This is a genomic window from Pseudomonas sp. THAF187a, from assembly GCF_009363395.1.
GTDB lineage: Bacteria > Pseudomonadota > Gammaproteobacteria > Pseudomonadales > Pseudomonadaceae > Aquipseudomonas > Aquipseudomonas khazarica.
This window is the reverse complement of the sequence record NZ_CP045349.1, coordinates 4416101-4439512: the sequence shown is the minus strand read 5'-3', so window position 1 is coordinate 4439512 and position 23412 is coordinate 4416101. Positions and strand designations below refer to the sequence as shown.

The window sequence follows — 23412 nt, the reverse complement described above, 5'->3', positions numbered from 1 at the left end:
TCGGTGCGAATGAGCGAGTTAGCTCAGGCATTGCTACCGAGCAGGCCCATGGAATCCGCAAGGCTTCTCGGGCAAGAGGACAGTACCGAGCCTTCAGGAGGGCCTACAAGAAAGAAATAGCAACCTGACGGAACTGTAATGTTCAGATCAGGTTGCTGACAGGGCTTCGTGGTTAACGTAAGAGCGAGCTTAAGGCTCGTCCCCACTAGTTACGGGGGCTTCTAAACTTACGAGGATTCACGAAATGAAATCGATCAAAACCCTGTTTGTAGTTGCTGCCCTGAGTGCTTCCACTCTGGCAATGGCCGAAGGCGGTGCCGATCGCACGTTTGCACGCATGGAGCAGGCCCGTCAGGTCTCGCTGGAAGCGTATCAGTTGGCCAAGCAGCAGAAGGATGAAGCTCCCGTCGCCGGCAGCCAAACCAAACAGGCGGAACACGCCAACTGCTGAGCCCTATCAACCTTACAGAAATGTAATCACTCGGATGGTTGAGATATGGCAGTTTCATACTGTTTGGTGTCGGGGGAACTTGCGCAGCGCGCAAGGCTTGAAGATTCAACCTCCTGACACTGGCAGTCAATGAACCCGAGACCGGATGCACATCACCGGCTCATATGACGGATTGGACATAACGGCATGCAAAGCAAATCCACAAGACGTACTTTCGTCAAAGGCCTCGCCGCCGTCGGTATTCTCGGCGGCATGGGCATGTGGCGCACGCCGGTCTGGGCGGTGAACAGCCCCGGCCAGCCCAACGTACTGACTGGTAACGAATTCGACCTATTCATCGGTGAAACCCCGGTGAACATCACCGGCGCAGCGCGCACGGCCATGACCATCAACGGCTCGCTCCCGGGGCCGATTCTTCGCTGGCGCGAAGGCGATACCGTCACACTGCGCGTGCGCAACCGCCTCCAAGAGGACACCTCCATTCACTGGCACGGCATTATCCTGCCGGCGAACATGGACGGTGTTCCGGGCCTGAGCTTCCATGGCATCGCCCCCGATGGCATGTATGAGTACAAGTTCAAGGTCAACCAGAACGGCACCTACTGGTACCACAGTCACTCCGGGCTGCAGGAGCAAGTCGGCGTATACGGCGCGCTGGTCATCGACGCCAAGGAACCCGAGCCCTTCAGTTACGACCGTGATTATGTCGTGCTGCTGAGCGACTGGACCGATGAAAATCCAGCGCGGGTACTGGCCAAGCTCAAAAAGCAGTCGGACTACTACAACTACCACAAGCGCACCGTTGGTGATTTCATCAATGACGTGAGCGAGATGGGGTGGTCCGCTGCGGTAGCCGATCGCAAGATGTGGGCCGAGATGAAGATGAGCCCGACGGATCTCGCTGACGTCAGTGGCTACACCTACACCTACCTGATGAATGGCCAGGCACCTGATGGCAACTGGACCGGCATATTCAAACCGGGCGAAAAGATCCGCCTGCGCTTCATCAACGCCTCGGCGATGACCTATTTCGATGTGCGCATCCCAGGCCTGAAGATGACTGTGGTTGCGGCCGATGGTCTGCACGTCAAACCGGTCAGCGTCGACGAGTTCCGTATCGCCGTGGCCGAGACCTACGACGTGATCATCGAACCAGACAGCGAACAGGCCTATACCGTGTTTGCCCAATCCATGGACCGCACTGGCTATGCGCGCGGCACCCTTGCGGTACAGGAAGGGTTGAGTGCACCGGTACCAAGCCCTGACCCGCGCCCACTGATTGCCATGGGTGACATGGGCATGGACCACGGCAGCATGGGCGGCATGGATCATGGGAGCATGGCCGGGATGGATCACGGCAGTATGTCGGGCATGGATCATGGGAGCATGCAGGGTGGCATGGCCGGCATGGATCACAGCCAGATGGCGGGAATGGATCATTCGGGCATGGCAGGCATGGCAGGCATGGCAGGCATGGCAGGTGCCATGCAGGCACACCCAGCCTCAGAGACCAACAACCCGCTGGTCGATATGCAAACCATGACACCAACGCATAAGTTGGACGACCCAGGTATTGGTTTGCGAGACAACGGCCGACGCGTCCTCACGTACTCTGACCTGCGCAGCACCTTCCCTGATCCGGACGGGCGTGAGCCAAGTCGCACCATCGAGCTGCACCTCACCGGGCATATGGAGAAATTCTCCTGGTCCTTCGATGGAATCAAGTTCTCTGACGCCGAGCCTCTGCGCCTCAAGTACGGCGAGCGTGTTCGCATCACGCTGGTCAACGACACCATGATGACTCACCCGATCCATCTTCATGGCATGTGGAGTGATCTGGAGGATGCGAACGGCAATTTCCTGGTGCGTAAACACACCATCGACATGCCGCCAGGTTCCAAGCGCAGCTATCGGGTAACCGCCGATGCGTTGGGGCGTTGGGCCTATCACTGCCACCTGTTGCTCCACATGGAAACGGGCATGTTCCGTGAAGTCCGTGTGGATGAGTAAAGGAGATTTCTGATGAGTACTTTTATGAAGCGTAATGCCCTGTTTGGCAGCGCAGCGATGTTCAGTCTTTTGGCTGTTCTGCACGCGCCGACGTCATTGGCAGGTGAGGGGCACAGCGAGCACGAACAACATGCTGCCGAGTCGGCTGCGCCCGACGCCAGTGACAAGCCTGCAGATCAATCGAAAGGCAAGGCCGCTGGCCATCAGATGGATCATGGCGCCATGGATCATGAGGGTATGAACCATGACGATATGGGGCACGAGAAGATGATGGATAAGCATGGCGGCACCGAAGCCGAAGCAGGTTCGAACCATGACCACTAGGTTTTCACGTCCATCTCTCTTGGCGCTGGCTGTGTCGCTGAGTGCGTTCAGCGGCGGCGTTACTTTGGCTGCGGAAGAAATGGATCATTCGGCAATGGGGCACGGCACCATGTCGATGGACCATAGCCAGATGAGCCACGGCGCTACCAAAGCGCCGATGGAGGGCATGGATCACAGCAAGATGAACCATGGCGCCATGCAAGGGCAGATGGAAGGCATGGATCATTCAAAGATGAAACATGGTTCCACTGAAGCCCCAAGAACCACCAGCCGTACGCCGATTCCCGTTCTGACGGATGCTGATCGCCAAGCGGCTTTCCCACCATTACCTGGCCACAAGGTTCACGATAGCGCCATCAACAGTTTTTTCCTGCTCGATCAGCTCGAATACCAGGACGCAGATGAGGGCAGCACCCTGGCCTGGGATGCGTCGGGCTGGGTAGGCGGTGATATCAACCGGGTCTGGTTCCGCTCTGAAGGCGAGCGTACCAACGGCGTGACCGAGGATGCTGAATTACAGCTGCTGTACGGCCGCTCGATCGGCCCTTGGTGGGATGTCGTCGCGGGCGTTCGCCAGGACTTCAAACCGGAGTCGCCGCAGACTTGGGCCGCCTTCGGTATCCAGGGCATGGCGCTTTACGCCTTTGAGGCCGAAGCCACGGCCTTCGTCGGCGAGAATGGCCAAACTGCTGCCCGACTGGAGGGCGAGTACGACATTCTGCTGACCAACCGGCTGATTCTCCAGCCAACTGCCGAAATGAACTTCTACGGCAAGAACGATCCTGAGCGAGGTGTGGGGTCCGGGTTGGCCAATACCGAGCTCGGTTTACGTCTGCGTTACGAGATTGTCCGGCAGTTTGCCCCCTATATCGGGGTTTCCTGGAGCCGCTCCTATGGCAACACGGCAGACATGGTGCGCGACGAGGGCGGTGATGTAGACGAGGCGCGTTTTGTCGCCGGTATCCGGATGTGGTTTTGAGAACCTGACATGAAAAGAACAATTAAAACTTTGGTGGCGGCCGGCGTGGTCGGTAGCACAGCTGTCCTGGCCGGCGCCTACTTTGGCGTGGTCAACGTGGGGGCCGACGATCCCCATTTTCCTGCAGTGCATGCGTTTCTCACGATGGCCCGTGACCGCTCTATCGAAGTCCGTTCGCGGGACATCGAGGTTCCCAACCTGGATGATCAAGCTCTTATTCGCGCCGGTGCGGGCAACTACAACTCCATGTGTATCGGCTGTCATTTGGCGCCAGGTGTGGCGGAGACCGAGCTAAGCCAATCGCTTTATCCTGCGCCCCCCAACCTCGCCAAGATCGGTGTCGATGGCAATCCGTCAGCAGCGTTCTGGGTGATCAAGCATGGCATCAAGGCAACGGGTATGCCTGCGTGGGGCAAGAGCATGGGAGACGAGTACATCTGGGGCATGGTTGCCTTCCTCAACCAACTGCCGACGATGGATGCCAAGCAATACCAAACACTCGTCGCATCCAGTGGCGGCCATCAGCACGGTGGTGGGGAAACGCAGATGCATAACCATGAAGGACAGCACGGCGACAACAAGCCTGGCCATCATGACAATAGTGGCGGTGGCGATGACCATCATGGATCAGGTGATGCTGGAGAGCCTGGTCATCACGATGCCGCGGCTACGGATAGCGAGGGTGGCTCCGCACCTAAGGCAGGTCACCATTCGGATATGAGTGGCGATGACCACCATGCTGGAGATGAGGCGTCGTCCAACGGAGGTGATCATCACGCCGAGCAGGCTCCGAACGCCTCGCCCAAGACCCACACCCACGCCGATGGCAAAGAGCACGTACATGAAAGCTAAGTATCTGGCCCTGCTGGCCGCTCTCTCCGCCATATCTGCAGTTCAAGCCGCTGAGGCCCTGACGATTGATGTCCATCGTGATGCCAATTGCGGATGTTGCAAAAAATGGATCTCACACCTCGAAGCGAATGGCTTCAAAGTCGTCGACCATGTCGAAAGCAACATGACAGCAGTGAAGCAAAGTCTGGGCGTCGCGCCGCGATTGGCGTCTTGCCACACCGCGGTGATTGACGGCAAGTTCGTCGAAGGTCATGTGCCGGCGGCCCAGGTCATCGAACTCACCAAGCGCGATGATCTCGTGGGCATCGCTGTTCCCGGGATGCCGGCGGGCTCCCCCGGCATGGAAGTCGATGGTGTACAGCATGCCTACCAGGTCATTGGCTTGACCAAGACGGGTGCCGATCAGGTCGTTGCAGAATATCCCACCCAGTAGTACTGCCTGCCCGCACGGCTGCTTGCGTCTAAAGTGGCCGATTCTTTTTCATACATCCTTTAACCGGGTAAGCGGATTAAATGGTTGATCTTACCTTTGCATGAGAGTGAGACAGACCGGCATCTCATCGGATTATCTGGTTGATGCTTCACCTACTGCTGGTGCATGTTTCCTTCGCTAATTCCAGCAAGAACCCCACACGCCTCAACTTCCCGGTCATCGTTGCAACTCGCTCTCAGTGAAACGAGTTGTTTCTCAAGCGCTTGCAGAGCGGTTATCTGCGACCGCACATGAGAGATGTGATCATCGAGCAAGGCGTTGACGGCGGTACAAGGCTGATGAGGGTCGTCCTTATAGCTCTGTAGTTCGTGAATCTCAGCCAGTGACAGGCCCAGGATTCTGCAGCGACGGATGAAGGCCAGCCCCTCACCATGCTTCTCGGTATAGACACGGTAACCGTTGTCCTGCCGATCAGGCGGCGGCAACAAGCCCTGCTGTTCATAGAAGCGGATCGTCTGTGTTTCGACCCCTACCAACTGCGCCAACTGACCAATGCGCATCAGCCTCCTCCCCAACGGATTCTTTACTCTATTGACCTTATAGTAGCTTTATAGTTTTAAGTGGTACCACAACATTGTTCAAGTGGAGTCGTATCATGAGCAAATCCTGTGGTGGCGCCTGTGGCGGTGATGCAACGTCCGCAGCGGATACCGATATACAGGCCTCCTCCGAGGCGCCAGGGAGATGGGTCAGTGTTTATGCCGTGCCGAAGATGGACTGTCCATCAGAAGAACGAATGATTCGCCTAGCCCTGAACGGCTTTGAGGAGATTCGGGCGCTGTCCTTCGACTTGTCGAACCGCCGGCTGAAGGTCGTGCATGACGGCGAGGTCGAGCCCGTCACCTCGAAACTGAAGACCTTGGGGCTAGGCGCCTCGCTTCAGGAAACCGTCGCTGCAAATCCGGAGACCATCAAGGCCGCCGAGTTTTCGGCAGCTTCTGCTAAGCAAGAATCCGGGACCCTGCGCTGGTTGCTCGGCATCAATGCACTTCTGTTCGTGGTGGAAATGACTGCCGGTCTGATCGCCCAGTCCACCGGCCTGATTGGAGAATCCCTGGACAATTTTGCCGATGCGGCGGTGTACGGGCTTGCCCTTTATGCGGTTGGACATAGCGTGAAAATGCAGGTACGTGCCGCGCATCTTGCTGGTGTACTGCAACTGATCTTGGCTGTGGGCGTGCTCGTAGAGGTGGTGAGACGCTTTGTATTCGGTAGTGAGCCTGAATCGCTGGTGATGATGGCTATCGCATTCGTCGCATTGATTGCCAATACCAGTTGTCTGCTGCTCATATCCAAACATCGGGAAGGCGGGGCGCACATGAAGGCAAGCTGGATATTCTCGGCCAACGACGTGGTGATCAACCTGGGGGTCATCACCGCCGGCGCCCTGGTCGCGTGGACCGGTTCCAATTATCCGGATCTGATTATCGGCACCATCGCGGGGGGCATTGTACTTAACGGTGCCAGACGCATTTTGGCGTTGAAGGGTTAAATAATGCTCATTATTGGCAAAAAGCTCTCGCCGTATGCCCTATTGTCCATATCGGGCCTGCTGGCAGCGTCTGATCAGGCTGTAAAGTGGCTGGTGCAGCAATCAATGGCCTATGGCGAGTATGTTTCGGTGACCCCGTTCTTTAACTGGGTGCACCTATGGAACACCGGTGCCGCATTCAGTCTTTTTGCGAATGGTGGAGGCTGGCAGCGCTACTTTTTTATCGGAATCGCGGTAGTGGTCTCGATTTTTCTGATCAAGCTGATCCTTGAAAATCGTCATAAAGGAGAAGCCATCGCTTACAGTCTTATCCTCGGTGGCGCCATGGGCAACCTGATTGACCGGGTCTTTCGCGGCTATGTTGTGGATTCCTTTGATTTCTATTGGCGAGACTGGCATTGGCCGGCCTTCAACCTGGCTGATATTGCAATTGTCCTCGGTGCCTTACTTTTCGTTTCCAGCAGCTTGTTGGGTAAAAAAGCAAACACCAATGCCGAGCCGGATGGATCTGACTGACACCTACGCTTATACAACACCATGACCGAACTTCCCGACAACATCCTTCACCTGCCGCAATACCAAGTACTGGGCTGCAAATCAACCGACGACGAAATGCACTTCCAGGTGGACGGGCCCGATCCCATCGCCTGCGAGGAATGCGGCGTGCAGGGTGAGTTCGTACGGTTCGGCAAGCGTGACGTTCCCTATCGTGATCTGCCCATCCACGGCAAGCGGGTCACTCTCTGGGTGGTCCGCCGCCGATACACCTGCCGGGCCTGCAAGACAACATTCAGGCCCCAGCTACCGGAGATGGTGGACGGATTCCGTATGACACTGCGGCTGCATGAGTACGTGGAGAAGGAATCCTTCAACCACCCCTACACCTTTGTGGCGGCACAGACCGGCCTGGACGAGAAGACGGTGCGCGACATCTTCAACGCCCGCGCCGAGTTCCTGGGGCGCTGGCACCGCTTCGAGACGCCCCGCATCCTGGGCATTGACGAGCTATACCTAAGTAAAAAAGGCGCCCGAGGGCGCCAAGGGCTGTCTCCAAACCAAAGGAGCACTACGAGGGGACAGCAGGACCACGGCGCGAGCGGGCAATCAACCCGCTCGCGCACCGAGGTTAGAGAACTTCCAGCGGGTATTCGACAATGAAGCGGAACTCATCCAGATCCGACTCGAAGTCGGTGGCGCGAGTCGTGGCTTGTCGAATGCGAAAGGACATGTCCTTCAACGACCCAGACTGCACAACGTACTTGGCCTCGATGTCCCGCTCCCAGCGCTTCTGGTTGGTCAACGGATCGCCGTTGTCATCACGGCGCATATAGACTTCGTTGGCGTTGCTGTAGTCGGCATCCCAGCCCTGGGCATATCGAGTCATGAAGCTCAATCCAGGCACACCGAAAGGCTCCATATCCAGGTCATAGCGCACTTGCCATGACTTCTCCTTCGGCGAGTTGAAGTCGCTGTACTGGATGGAGTTGTCGAGGTAGATGGAGTCCGATTGGCGCAAGTAGTCGAAGTCATCATCGCCATTGTTGCGCTGGAGACCCACCAGCACTGTATGAGCGCCGAATTGGATGCCGACCTTGCCGCTCCAGATGTTGTTATCGAAGCTCCCGAGGAGCTGCCTCCCTTCATCGACCGCCTTGTAGTAGTTCAGCCCGCCGATCAAGGCGACATCGTCCGCAAGCGGGTAGCTCAGCGTGGTGCCCGCGTAATATTGATTCCAGGCATCCTTGAGGCGGCTGGTGTAGAGACTAAAGCCGACGTTGTCATTAAGCGTGTAATCACCACCGAAATAGGCGATCCATGGCGAGTCCACTTCGCCCGCGTAGAAGGTAGCGAAGCCGTCGCGCATGCTGCTGGTATTGGGTTGGCTCATCGAGTGGAGGCGACCGCCCTGAAGCGACAGTCCTTCCACGCTGCTGTTGACCACGGTGACACCTCGAAAACTCTCCGGTAAAAGCCGTGCATCACCGTATTGGACGACCGGGCTGACGGGAAAGACGTCGCCTGCCTTGATCTCGGTATCCATGAACCGAGCTTTCACCGCGCCACCCAGTTTGGAGTAGTTATCCTCAGCCTGCCCGAGGCTGTTGTAAGGCAGCACATCGACTGAGCCACCGGCTCCTGAACGGCCGTCGCCGGTGTCAAGTTTGAGTCCTAGCATGGCAAAGGCATCGACACCGAAGCCTATGGTGCCCTCGGTGAAGCCAGACTCGAATCGGCCTATCACGCCATGCGCCCACTCTTCCGAATAGCCATTACCCGAGCTGCTGGACTGGCCTTTGCGGAAGTCACGGTTGAAGTAGAGATTTCGATTGAGGATGGTCAGGCTGCTGCCTTCGATAAATCCCTCGCCTTTCTCGTCGGCGGCCATTGCAGCTTGCCCGGTACTGATGCTCAGAGCGAGTAGAGAAAGTCCTAACAGGGTTCTGTTATTCATAAATGCTCCTGATGTTATTGGCAGTTGTCATTGTGTGGTCGCATATATGTGCCAAGCGCGCCGGGCATAACCAGGCGCGCCTTGGCCATATTTCCACATGCCAAATAACGTCAGGGTGACTTGAAAATTACTTTTCAGTCAGCGCGATGTCATTTATTAGTTTTGGTTCCGGCAACCTGTTCCGGCTGCACGGTATTCAAGAATATTCAGATCGCCGTTGGAGTCCTCGTAGGTCATCTGGGCTGGCATCACATTGCAGCTAGAGTCCGTTGAGGTAGTGGCCACGACCCTGGCGATATCGAGCTTCATGCCGTAGCGGTAATGAATAACTTCAGGCGGATTCTTTCCGTTAGCGGCAGCATACTCTTGCATGGCCTGCTCATTGGCCTGAATCATCCGACCATAAACACGATCAGCGCCGCCTTCTGCCAGAGCGGCAGAGGAAACAACCATAACGGCAAGGGCTGCAATAACTTTGAGGCTTTTCATATTTAATCACTCCTTCAAGGTGGTGATTAAAATATATCCGCTCAACCTGTCATAAAAATGAAGTCAAAGTTACATCGCCGTAATGCTTCCTGCCGCGTTACCCGGGCGAGTCAGCTTGGCGCGTGGCTTGCCCGGGTTTGTAAAGCTATATCTCCTGTGGTGCGCGAACCTTCTGTGTACGCTGCCTTCGCATCAGCCAGTAGGCGGCCGGCAAAACCAGCATGGACATCAGCGGCGCGGTAATCATGCCGCCGACCATGGGCGCGGCGATGCGCTTCATCACTTCAGATCCGGCACCTCCGCCCCAGAGGATTGGCAACAGGCCGGCGATGATCACGGCCACCGTCATCACCTTGGGCCGCACGCGCAGCACTGCGCCTTCACGAATTGCCTCCAGTAGTGCCGGGTCACCGCTGCGCCCGGCATCCATACGTGCATGCCAGGCATTCTTCAGGTACAGCAGCATGATCACCCCAAATTCCGCCGAGACGCCGGCCAAGGCGATAAAGCCGACCCCAGTGGCAACCGACAGGTTGAAGCCGAACCAGTAGAGCAGCCAGATGCCGCCCGATAGGGCGAAGGGCAGGGTTGCCATGATCAGTAGGGCCTCACCGAAGCGGCTGAAGGTCAGGTAAAGCAGCACGAAGATGATCAACAAGGTCGCCGGTACCACCCAGGCCAGCCGTGCATTGGCGCGCTCCAGGAACTCGAACTGACCGGAGTAGGAGACGGTCATGCCAGCATCGAGTTGTACCTGCTCAGCTACGCGTTGCTGCAACTCGCGCACGGTCGATGCCAGGTCGCGCCCACGGACATCGACATAGACCCAACCGGACAGACGCCCGTTCTCGCTGCGCAGCATTGGCGGCCCTTCGGTCAGACTAACCTGGGCGACGGTGCCCAAGGTGATCTGCTGGCCGGCTTGCGTGAGGATCGGCATACGCCGTAGTGCCTGCGGACTGTCTCGCCACTCCTTGGGATAGCGCAGGTTGATCGGGAAGCGGGCCAGTCCTTCAACCGTCTCACCAATATTGCTGCCGCCGATGGCGCCCGATACCACCGCCTGCACATCGGCGATGCTCAGGCCATAGCGCGCCGCGGCCAGTCGATCGATCTGGATGTCCACGTAACGGCCGCCAGTAAGGCGTTCTGCCAAGGCCGAACTCACCCCAGGCACCTCTTTGGCCACGGCCTCGATATCGCGCGTTATGCGCTCGATGTCGACCAAGGAGGTTCCGGACACTTTCACCCCAATGGGGCTCTTGATCCCCGTCGCCAGCATGTCGATGCGGTTGCGGATGGGCGGCACCCAGATATTGGACAGCCCCGGAACTTTTACCGCGCGATCCAGTTCCTCGATCAGCTTTTCGGGTGTCATCCCCGCGCGCCATTGATCGCGTGGTTTGAACTGCACCGTGGTCTCGAACATTTCCAGCGGTGCTGGATCGGTGGCGGTCTCTGCTCGCCCGGCCTTGCCGAATACCCGTGCCACTTCGGGCACCGTGAGGATCATCCGGTTGGTTTGCTGCAGCAGCTGGGTGGCCTTGCTGGCCGGCAAGCCGGGCAGGGCTGATGGCATGTACAACAAGTCGCCCTCGTCCATCGGCGGTAGAAACTCTCCTCCGAGTCTGCTGAGGGGCCAGAGACTGGACAAAAACACTAGCAAGGCCAGCGCTAGGGTCACCTTAGGCCAAGCCAGCACCCACTCCAGCACCGGCCGGTATGCACCGATCAGCCAACGATTCAAGGGGTTCTGTTGTTCGCTGGGGATATGCCCACGAATCCAATAGCCCATCAGCACCGGTACCAAGGTGATCGAGAGGCCAGCAGCGGCAGCCATGGCATAGGTCTTGGTGAATGCCAGCGGGCCAAACAGGCGACCCTCCTGGGCCTCCAGGGTGAAGACCGGGAGGAAAGACAGGGTGATGATCAAAAGGCTGAAGAACAGCGCCGGCCCGACCTCGGCCGCAGCTTCGCCGATCACCCGCCAGTGCGCCTCGCCCTGAAGCGGTTCACCGGGGTGTCGAGCCTTCCAGGCCTCGATGTGCTTGTGCGCGTTCTCGATCATCACCACGGCGGCATCGACCATGGCGCCGATGGCGATTGCGATCCCGCCGAGCGACATGATGTTGGCATTGACGCCCTGGTAGCGCATGACGATGAAGGCCATCAGGATGCCCAGGGGCAGGGTGATGATCGCGACCAGCGACGAGCGCAGGTGCCAGAGGAAGATCAGGCAAACCAGGGCAACCACCGCGAACTCTTCCAGCAGCTTGTAGCTGAGGTTATCGATGGCGCGGTCGATCAATTGCGAACGGTCATAGGTGGTGACCACCTCGACGCCGGCCGGCAAGCTGCCCTTCAGGCTGTCCAGCTTGGTCTTCACCGCGGCGATGGTATCGCGGGCATTCTTTCCGGAGCGCAAGATGACCACGCCGCCTACCACTTCACCCTGGCCATCCAGCTCGGCAATGCCACGACGCATCTCTGGCCCCAGCTGAATGGTGGCCACCTGACCCAGCAGCACCGGAACTCCGCTGGCCGAAGCCCGCAGCGGCACATTGCGGAAATCCGCCAGGCTCTCTAGATAGCCTGAAGCCCGCACCATGTACTCGCGCTCTGCCAGCTCCAGGATGGCGCCGCCGGTTTCCTGATTGGCGCTCTTCAGCGCCGCTTCGACCTCCTGCTGAGTTACCCCATAAGCCACCAGCTTCTGCGGATCGAGCAGCACTTGGTATTGCTTGACCATGCCGCCGAGGGTGGCCACTTCGGCTACGTTGGGCAGGCTCTTGAGTTCGTACTTGAGGAACCAGTCCTGCAGTGCCCGCAGCTGGGCAAGATCATGCTGGCCGCTGCGGTCGACCAAGGCGTACTGGTAGATCCAGCCCACGCCGGTGGCATCCGGCCCAAGGGTGGTGGTAACACCCTCGGGCAGGCGTTCCTGCGCCTGGTTGAGGTACTCCAGCACCCGCGAGCGCGCCCAGTAGAGGTCGGTGTCGTCCTCGAACAGCACGTAGACGAAGGAGTCGCCGAAGAACGAGTAGCCGCGCACCGTCTTCGCCCCCGGTACCGAGAGCATGGTTGTGGCCAGTGGGTAGGTCACCTGGTTCTCGACGATCTGCGGTGCCTGTCCGGGAAAGCTGGTTCTGATGATGACCTGGGTGTCAGATAGGTCCGGCAGTGCATCCAACGGCGTGTTGCGCAGCGACCAGAGGCCCAGGGCGGTGATGAACAGGGTGGCCAGCAGTACCAGGAAGCGGTTGCCGATCGACCAATGGATCAGGCGCGCGATCATGGCTGGTCTCCTTCCTTGCGGAGCTGCTCGATCAGCAGGCCGGAGTTTGTCTGACGTGCGGCGATGCGTACGTGATCTCCTGGCTTAAGTCCCACAGCTACTTCGGAGCTGACCAGAGGAAAAGCCATGGTCATACCTGGCATATTCAGGCTCTCGAAGGGGCCATGCTCCAGGGTGACTTGTTTCCCGTCCAGTGCGCGAATAACGCCGTGAGACACATGCAGCCCCTCCGTGCTGTCCTGTTCTGCATTGCCGGCCAGGATGCCCTGCAGGCTGGCTTCCGAATCGATGAGGAACTGGCCGGAGGTAACGACCGCCTGACCTTCCTCAAGACCGGAAAACACCTCCAGACGCCCATCGGCCTCGCGGCCCAAGGTGATTTCCTGGGGACGGTAGCGTCCGTCGCCTTCGGCCAGCATCACCAATGCACGCTTCCCGGTGCGAATCACGGCTTCACTCGGCACAAGAAGCGTGGATTGTTCGACGGCACTGTTCAGGCGTACGGCGGCGAACATGCCGGGGCGCAACTTACCGGCAGGGTTGGGTAGCTCGCTGCGTACCGTGAGCGTGCGCGTTTGCGGATCGGCACTCGGCAGCAAGGCTATGACGCGGCCCAGCAGCGGTCGATCAGGAAAGGCCGTCAGGTTGGCGCGGATCTCGTCCCCGACCTGGATACTTCCGGCCATGGCCTCGGGTATCGCCGCATCGAGCCAGACACTGGACAGCCCGTTGATCAACGCTAGATCCTGCCCGGCTTCAACGGTCATCCCGGCGCGTACCTGCAAGGCTTGGAGCTCGCCGCTGATAGGTGTGGTGAGGGTTTGCACTGCCCGCGGTTTGCCGCTGCGGCGAACCTGCTCTATCAACGCTTGTGGCATGCCGAGCAGGCGGAGGCGCTCTTGGGCCGCAGTGATCAAGCGGGCGTCACCGGTACGCAGTACCGCGAGGAATTCCAACTGCGCGGCGGACCACTCGGGAATCAGCAGGTCGACCAGGGGTGTTCCAGCTGGCAGTACATCGCCAGGGGCACGCCCGTAAACCCGCTCGACGAATCCGCCAGCGCGGGCCTGGAGGTTCGCTACCTCTCGCTGGTTATAGGCCAGGGAGCCGACCACCTCGATATCCGAGGGCAGTACACCGCGGATCACCGTCGAGGTCCGCATTCCGAGGTTCTGCACGGCTTGAGCGGGGACGCTCAGGACAGACGGATCTTGCTCGGATCCTGCGTATTTAGGGACAAGCTCCATATCCATGAAAGGTGACTTGCCCGGTTTATCGAAGCGCTGCTCAGGCTGCATCGGGTCGTACCAATAGAGCACCTTGCGCTCGTCCGTCGGTGCGGAGCTAGGCAGTAGCTCGTGTTTGGCTTGCCGCTGGGCCAGCCAGTAGCCACCGCCCGCCGCGCCAATGCCCACGGTCAGCACGGCGACCGCAAAACCAAATGTCGATATCTTCATTTCAGGCCCTCCACATAGGCGTAGTACAGGCTTGCGGAGAGCTGGCTCAACTTGCGCTGTTGTTCAATCTGCCGCAGTTGCGCATCAATCAGGTCGCGCTGGGCAGTAATAACGGATGTGAGCTGGCTGTTACCGGCTTGGTAGGCGGCCAGTTCGAGATCGGCCCGTTTGCTTGCAAGCGGGATCAAGGTTTTTTCGGTGCGTGACAAGGTCCTGCGCAGTTGCTCAAGCTCGGCAATACCGCCTTCCAGCTCAGCCTGATGGGCGCGCAGTAATGCTTCCTGCTCGGCTTCCATCTGCGACACGCTTTGTTGTCTGGCGTTGATCTTGGGCCCCTGACGTGTGCCTACGAACAACGGCAGGTCGAAGGTAAATTGCACCATCACCATATCGCCGAACTGGTTGTCGCGATTGTTGTAGGCAAACTCAACACCCCAGTCGGGGGTCTTCTCGGCGATGGCCTCGTTCAGCTCGGCGCTAGCCTCGCCGACTCGGGCGGAGGCAGCGCGCAACTCAGGGTGTGAGGCAATGCGTTGCTGCAGGTGCGGTGCCACCAGGTTCAGACTGGGAACACCTCCTTGCAAAGGCTGGTCAGCCTCGTTGCCTATCCAGCGGCGCAGCTTGGCACGAGCTACTGCCACATCGCGATTCAGTTCATCTCGCCGATCTTGTAACGCCAAAGCTTCCTGGTCGGCCTGCAACAGCTCGCCAGGCTGAGCACTACCGCCGGCAATCAGCGATTGCACGGTCGAGCGGAGCATCTCGATCTGACGGTCCAGTTGATCGAAGAGGCCAAAACTGCGTTCGGCGTAGTACACATCCAGCCAGCTCACTGCCGTCTGGCGCTTGATCTCCAACTGCATGGCACGCTGCTCGGCCTCGGCTCGGCCTACTGAAGCCTCGGCCAACTGGCGCCGAGCCTGACGCTTGTCACTGTTGGGGACTTCCTGCATGAACCCAATGCGGCGCATGGTCATGGAGTCACGATTAAGCGTGTAACGGTCAGGGCCTTCGATCGGCAGGTTGTCGATGCCTAGAATCAGCTTGGGATCGGGCAGGGCGTCTGCGGGCTCGACAGCCTGCTGTGCCGATGCCACCTGCGCCTGGCGCGCGAGGTTCTCAGGGGCACTCTGCTCGGCCAGAGCTTGGGCTCGTTCGAAAGTTAGGGGCTGCGCCTGCGCGGCAAGCCAGGGAGCTGCCCAGAATGCGGCAGCCAACACACCGAGAAAGCCACGGCGTGGAAAAAGGAAAGCGGACATGCTTTCGCCTCCAATGCGATTGATCGAAGTCGCGACTACGAAACGTGACCGCGACGATGCGCCTGACTGTAAGGCGCGGGATGATCACTGCATTAGACGAAACGAGGAGGGCGCCAGAGTCCTGCGGGCTCTCGCTTAATCACCGACTGGGTCAGCAATATCTCGGGGCGTGAGGGGAGAGGGGATATGCTCTTGATCACGGTGGTCTGGAGAAGTCCTCCGGTCTTGCATTCCTGGCCGGGTTTGCAAGGGGACTTCTTGGCCACCCCATCAGACTTGTCCATTTGCTCGCAGCACGGAGCATCGGCCATTGCATGGCCCTGATGATCGGCGCTCTGCATCGGGCAAGGTTGTGCCGGCATGCTGAAAGCCACACCGCCGAAGGTCGGCAGCACGAGGCTAGCAATCATTAGCAGGATCAATCCAATCCGACGCACAGCAATTCACCAGGCGGGGCAATAGGCCAACGATAGCAGATTGCCCCCGAGCCATGAATGCTCCTTTTGACGATAACAGCACTTCGTTGATTTGGATCAAATAGAGTGTCTAGGGAAGGTCTGAAGTAACCCTGTATTTCCGGTCGACTTCAGCCCTCGCTGCTTTTGAAAGCGGGCCGTCGATCAAAATCGACCAGGTAACCCGCTCAGTTCTCCGTTTTTGGCCGCCGCGAGCACCTCGCAGCAGCCATTTTCCGCATTACGGGTGCACCTTTCCTGCGGTAGTCAGCAAATGTCGGCGCGCCATCCATAGGTTCGACAGCGCGAACAGCGTCACCAGCTGAGCGGTGTTCTTGGCCAGGCCACGGAAGCGCACCTTCACGTAACCGAACTGGCGCTTGATCACTCGAAACGGGTGCTCGACCTTCGCTCGCACTTGTGACTTGGCCTTCTCGATCTTGCGCTTGGCTTTGTACAGGGCGCTGCGTTTATCGAGCTTCTTGTAGGTGCTGCGGCGTGCTGCGACCTGCCAGATCACTTCGCGGCCAGCATGTTCGGGGCGCTTTTCGACGCCGGTGTAGCCGGCATCGGCGCAGACGACGTTCTCGTCACCGTGCAGCAGTTTGTCGACCTGGGTGATATCCGCCACGTTGGCTGCCGTGCCTACCACGCTGTGTACCAGCCCCGACTCATCATCTACGCCGATGTGCGCCTTCATGCCAAAGTAATACTGGTTCCCTTTCTTGCTCTGGTGCATTTCCGGGTCGCGCTTGTCGTCCTGGTTCTTGGTCGAGCTGGGCGCGTGGATCAGTGTGGCATCGACGATAGTGCCCTGGCGCAGCGACAGGCCGCGATCCCCCAGGTAGCCATTGATGATGATCGGGTGGTTGTGATTGTGGTCGCAGTGGGCAAGCGTGAACGAAGTGCAGCTTACAAGGCAGCAGGTAAGCGTTAGCTACCAGGGCAAAAGAAAAAAGAGGGAGCCATTGCAGGCAGTCTTTCGACTACCCACGCTGGCTCACTGTTCAAGGGTTCATTCTTACTTTCTGCTTCCGGTAGATCCAGCACGCCAACACCACGGCAATCAGCAATGGTGGAAAGCGCACCATCAGAATCATCAGCAGCAATATCGCCAGACAACCGGCCAAGATCCCGGCAAACATTAATGCCGAGGCAACAGTCCGTAGCAGCAGTTTCATTGGCACCTCCTTACAGGTAGCCGCGCTCAGCCAACGACACACAATCCTCCTGGCCTACCACAACGTGATCGAGCGTTCTGACTCCGACCAGATTCAGTGCGTCCTGCAGTTTCGTGGTGAGATTGCGATCCGCCTGGCTGGGCTCGGGATCACCTGAGGGGTGGTTGTGTACCAGGATGATTGCCGCTGCGTTGTGTTCCAAGGCGATCTTCACGATTTCCCGTGGGTAGACGCTGGCTCCATCCAGGGTTCCGCGAAACACTTCCTCGAACGCAATCACCCGGTGTCGGCTGTCGAGCATGAGCAGTGCAAAAACCTCGTGCTCATAATCAGCCAGCAGCGTCTGCAGGTGACTGAACGCCTCCTTAGGCGAGGTCAGTGCACGTCCCTTGCGTAGGCGCAGACTGGCCAGTTGCCTGGCCATCAGCAGGATGTCGTTTTCCGTCACCGGCGACTCGACCAGGTAGGTGCCGGTCGTGTCACTGGCTTTCAGCTTGTGCAGGCGCATGGCGGCCTCCTTGGTCTCGGTCTGTGGGTGGGGTTTGACGAGCAGCTTGTGCATCGAGCTTTTCAGTCAGGCTGGGTTTGGTGGGGTTGAGTTGCGAAATTGTTGCTGCAGCAGGGGCTTCACCCTCGGGGTAGAACTCTTCCACGATGGCGCTGACATCCTCCTCGCTGTCTTCGAATGCTCCGTTGCCAAAGCCGCGTCGTGCTGCCTCATCCAAGGCGGCTTGATCGAAGCCTGCAGCTTGCCGCCGCGAATCGAGTTCACTGGCGGTCACCAGCGCTTCAGCCATGTCCATGCCACCGCGTACTGTCAGGTCGGCGTAGAAGATCGGCGTGCCATGACTCTGGCGAGTCGACTTACCTCGCAGGCGCAACTCCAGCGGCAGACAGGCCAGGCGATTACCCGAGATGGCTTGGAAGTAATGCAGGCGGGCTGCGAGGGTGCGGATGCTGTTGAAACCGGTGGTGCGGAATACAAAGCTTCCCAGCGGATCCTCATCGCCAATGACCACGTTCAGTCGACCGTAGGGCTTGCAGGCACCGCCTTTGGCCAGTGGGCAGGCATCCGGTGAAGGGCAGGGCAGCGACTGCATGCCGTCCTGCGTGACCCGCTTGCAGGTCTCGCCATTGCCGACGCAGATCGGACGCCCCGATTGCCGGTCGAACAGTGTGTAGTCAGCCCTGAAGTTCAGCTCCGGTTCGTTGAACAGCAGACGTACCGGAATGCTGCGCAGCTTGTCGTCCTTGCCCTGACGTAGCTCGTCATTGAGAGGGTGCAGCAGCCAGCCGTCCTTACCCTGCACCTGGGACGTGATGGTGAATTGGTCATCCTTCTCCGGCAGCCGTTTGCCGTTCTTCTCGATGACCTTGCCGATGGAAATCCGCCCGAGCACCGGCGGGGTGATAGCCAGACCTTTGAGCATGGTGTGTCTCCTGGAAATGAAAAAAGGCCAGCCACGCAGCGCTAACTGCATGGACTGGCCAAGGGGAGGGATGGAGTAGTTGGGTTTCAGCCCACCAGGAAGCGTCGTGCACCTGGTTTCAGCAGTGGGTACTTGGCTTGCAGGTAGGGCTTGTCCTTGAGCAGTTGAGCGACATCGAAGCCGATGCTGTCCTTGGCCTTGCGCCAGCTGATGTAGCCGCTGGAGAACTCCGCCCGGCTGGCATCGCCCATGGCCTGCTGCAGCATCTGCTTTAGCTCAGCCTCGCGTTTTTCCTTGTCGGCAATCGACTGACGTACGGCTTTCAGCTCGACGTAAGCCGCGCTGAGCCCGGCATGCTGGCTGAAGTCGACGACTTGGCCGTTGTCCTCCGGGTACAGGCTGCGTAGCGCCATTTCCGCCGAAGCCGAGCCATCGGCAGGGGGTGGCGTATCAGTCTCCACGTAGTGCCAGAACTGGCGCTCCAGCTCGATCAGGCTAGCGATCATCTGCTCATCCCGCTCGATACGGTGGATCTCCAGCGTCTGACCACCCAGCAGTACCGCCACATCCGCCGCCTGCTTGCCGGTGACGGCGAGCTGGTGCATCACCTGCAGCTGCACATACTCCGGCACGCCCTCTTTCCAGAGGCGTGCCCCGTTTATGCCGGCTGTCTTGCACTCGAGAATCTGCACATCGTCGGCCCCGATCACCTCGCGGTCGATGTTGGCCAGCATCCAGGACAGCTCGGGATTGGGATGCTGCAGCACGGCGTTGATGCGACGTACCTTGTTCTTTGTACGCTTGCTGTAGTGCCAGGCTACGATGGGCTCCAGCACGTTGCCCCAGTACATCGGGCTTTCCTCATCCTGAGGATCAGCCTTGGGCATGCTGGCATCGCGACCGGTCTTCTCCATCCAGAGTTCCAGCTGCGACTTATAGGGGTTCAGCCCTACTGCCGCAGCTGCGTCCGAACTGCCGATACCTTGCTTGCGGATCTGCAGCCAGTCCTCGCGCGGCAGCTCCTTAGTGCTGACCAGGCGCAGAGCTGGACGAGATTTGCTGGTGCTGCGATTCAATGAAGTGGCTTTCATAGCGTTCACCTTGCAGAAATAGAAACGCCCGACCTGCAACGAAGCGGGTCGGGCGTTATGGGGTGGAGTAGGTAAAAAGGTCAGGCGACCAGTTGCAGGGCAGTATCCAGAGCGCGTTGCTTGATCTGGGCACCTTGGCCGAACCAGGCAGAGTCGAGGCGGTATTCCGTGCTGCGTGCCCGGCGTTCGTGATCGACGTACTCGGTCACGGCATTGAGCAAGCCCCAGGCGGTGCCGCGTGCCGAGTCCAGCTGGCTGCCGCGACCACGACCTTCGTACAGCTCCTGCACTTTGCGCAGAGCGCGTTCGTTGGGCAGTTGCTCCGGCAGTGCGCCAGTCGGGCTTGTGTCGCACATCACGTTCATAAAGAAGCCCAGTGCCTCATGCCACTGCACCTTGCGTTCAGCCAGGTGGCGCATGCGGTACATGAAGTCATCCCATTGCGAGACGGCGATACCGAGCTGCTTCTTCACCAGATCGCCATCGAAGCGTGTGCTGTGCGGCACCTTGATCGCACGGCTGGTGCCGTCCAGGGCGATGGTCAGGGTGTTGTTGCAAACTACGCGGATGGTGGTGGGCGTTGCTGTGGTGGCCAGAGTGCCGTCACAGGAAGTGGCCAGCAGCAAATAGCCGTTCACTTGGTCGTTGCCCTTGATTGCAGCGCCTTGGCCGGTTCGCGCCAGCGCCCAGAACTTGCGACCGCCCTTGAGCACTCCAGCGGTTTCCAGCTCGTAGCCGGAGACCTCGGTCAGGTCCCGGTAGAACTCCAGCACATCCTTGGGCTGCACGGTGTGGTAGCGGTGCGAGACCACCGACAGCGGTGCCTTGGTGTCCGAACGATAGAGCACCTTCTGTTCGGGGAAAGAATGGATCGCGCCCAGGTGGCCGATGGCGTCCGACTTGAAGTGCACGGGGCTTTCCAGGATCTGCCAGTCCATACCGGCTTCGCGCTGCCAGACTTCGATGGGTTGTTTCTGAGTGAGCTGATTGCCCAGGCCGTGCCACGGGGTGGCGCCAGCGTAGGCCATGGTTTCGACGAGATGTGCCATGTGAGGGATTCCTTTGGATGCAAGCCGGCATAAAGCGCCGCGCGAGGCGCAGCACCGTCCGGACGACTGAGATGAGAGAAGAGGGGGCGATCAGGTCGGGAGGTTGAAGCGATGACCGCAGAGCAGGCAGAGGTTGTGGGCCAGAACGTGGCGGTCGAGTGACTCACCGAGCTGAGCACCGAGAGCGCAGCCCGCGACACCTCCCGCCAGGCCGGCGAGGATGGCGCCTGATACGGAACCGAGGGTAATGCCGACCGGGCCGGCGAATGCGCCGATAACTGCGCCAGCCTGGCCGCCAGCCAGGGCAGCGCTGACGCCACGCGCAACACCGCCTACCGTGCCGATGGTGGCACCAGTTTTCATGGCGTGATGAAAGGAAGCAACTTTGGGGGAGTGACAGCGAGGGCACTGCAATGACATGGGGCGAACCTCATTGGTGTGATGTCATTGCAGTAATGTGTGGCTGAGATTTTTTTGAATCGAATGGCTGTTTTGCAGCTGCGAAACCAAGGGTGCCACTAGCTTTTATCGGTCAGCCAGTCAGCATTTAGTTTTGGTTGGCTGCTTCAGGCTGTAGCCGGCCATGGGTGTGCAGATCCGGCGTCGCCCTCAGATTATGGGTGTTTCCCGCTTGCACACCAGTCATTCCATTCATTGAGTTGTTCGTTCACGATTAGTGCTTCTTCACCCGCCTCTTTCCTAAAGGCAGCAATCCAGGCGTCCACGCAACTTTCGGGTGCTGGATTTCCTGCCTGTACAGGACCTAGAGCTTCGAGGCGAGTGGCCAGAGCATTGTTACGATTGACCAGGGCTATATAGCCGCAGCGTGAGTCACGGCAGCTCGCATCCATGAGCCCCGCCCAGTTTTGATGGTCGAATTCAAGTTGCTGTAGTGCCTCTTGGGTTGTGGCTGGGTGGTTTCGTATTTTTTCATAGAGGCCTTTCATCTTTTGTACTTCTGGAAGGGCTATAGCGTCGTAGCACTGCATTACTGCACGGGGAGTGTCCCGGCTTTCACAATAGCCATTTGCAATTGATGATGTCGAATACAGGGTCGCCAAGACTAATATGGCTGCTCTCATTATTGGTCTCCTTGCTGGTTTTTTGTTCTATTGCTTCATGGATATCGGTTAGGCGTCATGCTTGGCGTGCTCATGATTTATTAGCTTTACGCTGTACTCATTGCTGGTGCTGCCAAAGAAAAAGTCACGCTGAAAGTATGTGTAGCTGAGAAGCTACGCATGCTGACGATTAACCTGGCCTTGAGTCATGAGCCATGGGACTTCGTTGCGCTATGGGGGGCGAAAGCCCACCCCTGAATCGGCTCTCACTTAACAGAGTAGGTCGTTTCAGGGGTGTTGCTTTAGGGGTGATTGAAAACGGTCACTGTTGGCTCGTGCAGAATTCGGCCCAGTCAGTCATTAGTGCCCTGCGTTTTTCCAAGAGGTCCGAGCGTGAATAGGCCGCCTCGGTCTGGTCGCGTTCGTCATGGGCAAGCGCAAGCTCGCACACCTCTCGCGGGTAGTTGGTGCATTCGTTTGCCCAGTCCCGGAAGGTGGATCGAAAGCCATGTCTCGTGATGTCTGCATACCCCAGCTTGTGCAGCAGGTTGCGTACGGCGTTGCCATGCATGACACCAGTCTTCCCTTGCCCAGGGAAAAGATATATTGAATGAGTCTTATTCATGCTTTTCAGCATCTCGACCACCGGGGGCGATAGAGGAATGACGAAAGGTTTTCGCATCTTCATGCGCTCAGCCGGCAGTGCCCAAGTGCCAGCTTCGAGGTCAAACTCGGGCCATTGAGCATGTTGGATCATGTGGTAACGAGCGCCGGTCAGAATCAGCAGCCTGGCTGCGATGGCGTCACGTGTATCGATTTTTGCTAGAGCGGCTATCAGCTTCGGGGTGTCTTTCCATTGCAGTGCTGGAAAGTGCTGGCGCTGCCTGGCCTTCTTTTTCTCTGCCTTGCTCAGCAAGTTGTCCAGGTGTCCGCGCCAGCGGGCAGGATTGTCCCCTTCGCGTAAGCGCCTGGCCTTGGCTGCATCCAGTATTTGCTCGATCTGGCCTCTGATTTCATCAGCAGTCCGGGTCTTGGTTACCCAGATGGGTTGCAATGCAGCAAGCACATGCTCGGTGCTGATGATGTCAGCCGACAACTTGCCCATGGTCGGGAAAGCGTAGAGCTCCAGTTTGCGCAGCCAGCCTTTTCGCCACTTCTCAGACCAACTGCCGCCATGTGCCTGTTGGTATTCGCGAGCGAGATCCTCGAACGTCGTGCGACGCGCTGCAGCCTGGCGTTCGGCCTCGCGCTTGGCTTCCTTTGCCGCATCGCGGGTTGCCAGTGGGTCGCTTCCGGAGGCGAGGAGCTTGCGTTGGTCGGCGGCCAACTGCCGGGCTTGGCTGAGTGTGATGGCGGGGAAGGGGCCTAGCCCCATTTCGCGGCTGCGGCCATCCAGCTTGTAGCGGAAGATCCAGCTGGTGCCGCCGCTCTTGGATACCTGGAAGTACAGGCCATCGCCATCATTGGTTTTTCCTGGCGTTGCAGCCTTGGCTATCGACTCTACGGTCTTGCTGGTCAGCTTGCCCATTACTCGCTCCTACTCCAACCCACACCCCTCAACCCACACTCTGACCCACACCTTGGTTGCGGAT

The 23412-nt window shown here is 58.7% G+C and carries 22 protein-coding genes and 2 pseudogenes; 9 read left to right on the top strand and 15 right to left on the bottom strand.

All coding sequences use genetic code 11. The features are described 5' to 3' along the window. The first annotated feature begins 244 nt into the window (after nt 1–244). The 6 genes from FIV02_RS20650 (at nt 245) to FIV02_RS20625 (ending at nt 5049) form a co-directional block, all read left to right on the top strand. Nucleotides 245–451: a co-regulatory protein PtrA N-terminal domain-containing protein gene (locus tag FIV02_RS20650; RefSeq protein WP_152489670.1), complete on the top strand. Its 207-nt coding sequence runs from the start codon at nt 245–247 to the stop codon at nt 449–451. Nucleotides 452–637: 186 nt separating this feature from the next. Further along, nucleotides 638–2461 carry a copper resistance system multicopper oxidase gene (locus FIV02_RS20645; protein ID WP_152489669.1) on the top strand — a complete coding sequence of 608 codons (1824 nt, stop codon included), beginning with the start codon at nt 638–640 and terminating at the stop codon, nt 2459–2461. Between the two features lie 12 nt (nt 2462–2473). Next, the gene (locus FIV02_RS20640; RefSeq protein WP_003246749.1) at nt 2474–2785 is read left to right on the top strand and encodes a hypothetical protein; all 312 of its coding nucleotides are present in this window, start codon (nt 2474–2476) and stop codon (nt 2783–2785) included. After that, nucleotides 2775–3764 carry a copper resistance protein B gene (locus FIV02_RS20635; RefSeq protein WP_152489668.1) on the top strand — a complete coding sequence of 330 codons (990 nt, stop codon included), beginning with the start codon at nt 2775–2777 and terminating at the stop codon, nt 3762–3764. Before FIV02_RS20640 ends, FIV02_RS20635 begins: the two co-directional genes overlap by 11 nt. A gap of 9 nt (nt 3765–3773) precedes the next feature. Then, the gene (locus tag FIV02_RS20630) at nt 3774–4616 is read left to right on the top strand and encodes a cytochrome c (RefSeq protein WP_003139525.1); all 843 of its coding nucleotides are present in this window, start codon (nt 3774–3776) and stop codon (nt 4614–4616) included. Beyond that, a complete protein-coding gene (locus tag FIV02_RS20625; RefSeq protein WP_037051460.1) occupies nt 4606–5049 on the top strand; it encodes a DUF411 domain-containing protein in 444 nt (147 codons plus the stop codon). The genes FIV02_RS20630 and FIV02_RS20625 overlap by 11 nt, the downstream gene beginning before the upstream one ends. 152 nt (nt 5050–5201) lie before the next feature. Here FIV02_RS20625 and cadR read toward each other — a convergent pair whose 3' ends face one another. Next, nucleotides 5202–5609, bottom strand: a complete 408-nt coding sequence (gene cadR / locus FIV02_RS20620) for a Cd(II)/Pb(II)-responsive transcriptional regulator (protein ID WP_037051462.1) — start codon at nt 5607–5609, stop codon at nt 5202–5204. 95 nt (nt 5610–5704) lie between these two features. Between cadR and FIV02_RS20615 the strand changes: the two genes are divergently transcribed. The 3 genes and pseudogenes from FIV02_RS20615 to FIV02_RS20605 form a co-directional block, all read left to right on the top strand. Then, nucleotides 5705–6601, top strand: coding sequence for a cation transporter (locus FIV02_RS20615; protein WP_004574643.1), 897 nt, complete (start codon nt 5705–5707; stop codon nt 6599–6601). 3 nt (nt 6602–6604) lie between these two features. Beyond that, nucleotides 6605–7117 carry a signal peptidase II gene (gene lspA, locus FIV02_RS20610; protein ID WP_004863699.1) on the top strand — a complete coding sequence of 171 codons (513 nt, stop codon included), beginning with the start codon at nt 6605–6607 and terminating at the stop codon, nt 7115–7117. A gap of 21 nt (nt 7118–7138) precedes the next feature. Next, a pseudogene (locus FIV02_RS20605) lies at nt 7139–7624 on the top strand (transposase family protein); the annotation flags it as partial. 103 nt (nt 7625–7727) lie between these two features. Here the strand turns inward: FIV02_RS20605 and FIV02_RS20600 are convergent. From FIV02_RS20600 to FIV02_RS20535, 14 genes and pseudogenes are all read right to left on the bottom strand, one after another. Next, nucleotides 7728–9053: an OprD family porin gene (locus tag FIV02_RS20600; RefSeq protein ID WP_152489667.1), complete on the bottom strand. Its 1326-nt coding sequence runs from the start codon at nt 9051–9053 to the stop codon at nt 7728–7730. A gap of 156 nt (nt 9054–9209) precedes the next feature. Further along, on the bottom strand, nt 9210–9542 hold the full coding sequence (locus FIV02_RS20595; RefSeq protein ID WP_150609636.1) for a DUF2790 domain-containing protein: 333 nt from the start codon (nt 9540–9542) through the stop codon (nt 9210–9212). A 145-nt stretch (nt 9543–9687) separates the two neighbouring features. Then, complete coding sequence (locus tag FIV02_RS20590) at nt 9688–12837, bottom strand: efflux RND transporter permease subunit (RefSeq protein WP_152489666.1); 3150 nt, start codon at nt 12835–12837, stop codon at nt 9688–9690. Beyond that, nucleotides 12834–14294, bottom strand: coding sequence for an efflux RND transporter periplasmic adaptor subunit (locus FIV02_RS20585; RefSeq protein ID WP_003452298.1), 1461 nt, complete (start codon nt 14292–14294; stop codon nt 12834–12836). The genes FIV02_RS20590 and FIV02_RS20585 overlap by 4 nt, the downstream gene beginning before the upstream one ends. After that, complete coding sequence (locus tag FIV02_RS20580; RefSeq protein ID WP_152489665.1) at nt 14291–15553, bottom strand: TolC family protein; 1263 nt, start codon at nt 15551–15553, stop codon at nt 14291–14293. The genes FIV02_RS20585 and FIV02_RS20580 overlap by 4 nt, the downstream gene beginning before the upstream one ends. 696 nt (nt 15554–16249) lie before the next feature. Next, nucleotides 16250–16867, bottom strand: a pseudogene (locus FIV02_RS20570) (IS5-like element ISPpu18 family transposase); the annotation flags it as partial. Between the two features lie 148 nt (nt 16868–17015). After that, nucleotides 17016–17189, bottom strand: a complete 174-nt coding sequence (locus FIV02_RS24860; protein WP_172979186.1) for a hypothetical protein — start codon at nt 17187–17189, stop codon at nt 17016–17018. 10 nt (nt 17190–17199) lie between these two features. Next, nucleotides 17200–17697, bottom strand: a complete 498-nt coding sequence (gene radC / locus FIV02_RS20565; protein WP_009686157.1) for a DNA repair protein RadC — start codon at nt 17695–17697, stop codon at nt 17200–17202. After that, entirely contained in the window at nt 17669–18619 is a 951-nt protein-coding gene (locus FIV02_RS20560; RefSeq protein WP_152489664.1) for a hydrolase or metal-binding protein, read from the bottom strand. The genes radC and FIV02_RS20560 overlap by 29 nt, the downstream gene beginning before the upstream one ends. A gap of 86 nt (nt 18620–18705) precedes the next feature. Next, nucleotides 18706–19710, bottom strand: coding sequence for a YqaJ viral recombinase family protein (locus FIV02_RS20555; protein WP_152489663.1), 1005 nt, complete (start codon nt 19708–19710; stop codon nt 18706–18708). An 80-nt stretch (nt 19711–19790) separates the two neighbouring features. After that, nucleotides 19791–20759, bottom strand: coding sequence for a DUF932 domain-containing protein (locus FIV02_RS20550; RefSeq protein ID WP_037051478.1), 969 nt, complete (start codon nt 20757–20759; stop codon nt 19791–19793). 90 nt (nt 20760–20849) lie between these two features. Beyond that, nucleotides 20850–21179, bottom strand: a complete 330-nt coding sequence (locus tag FIV02_RS20545) for a hypothetical protein (RefSeq protein ID WP_037051480.1) — start codon at nt 21177–21179, stop codon at nt 20850–20852. Nucleotides 21180–21373: 194 nt separating this feature from the next. Beyond that, the gene (locus tag FIV02_RS20540; RefSeq protein ID WP_141239066.1) at nt 21374–21841 is read right to left on the bottom strand and encodes a hypothetical protein; all 468 of its coding nucleotides are present in this window, start codon (nt 21839–21841) and stop codon (nt 21374–21376) included. A 301-nt stretch (nt 21842–22142) separates the two neighbouring features. Then, nucleotides 22143–23348, bottom strand: a complete 1206-nt coding sequence (locus tag FIV02_RS20535) for an integrase arm-type DNA-binding domain-containing protein (RefSeq protein WP_037051483.1) — start codon at nt 23346–23348, stop codon at nt 22143–22145. Nucleotides 23349–23412 lie beyond the last annotated feature (64 nt).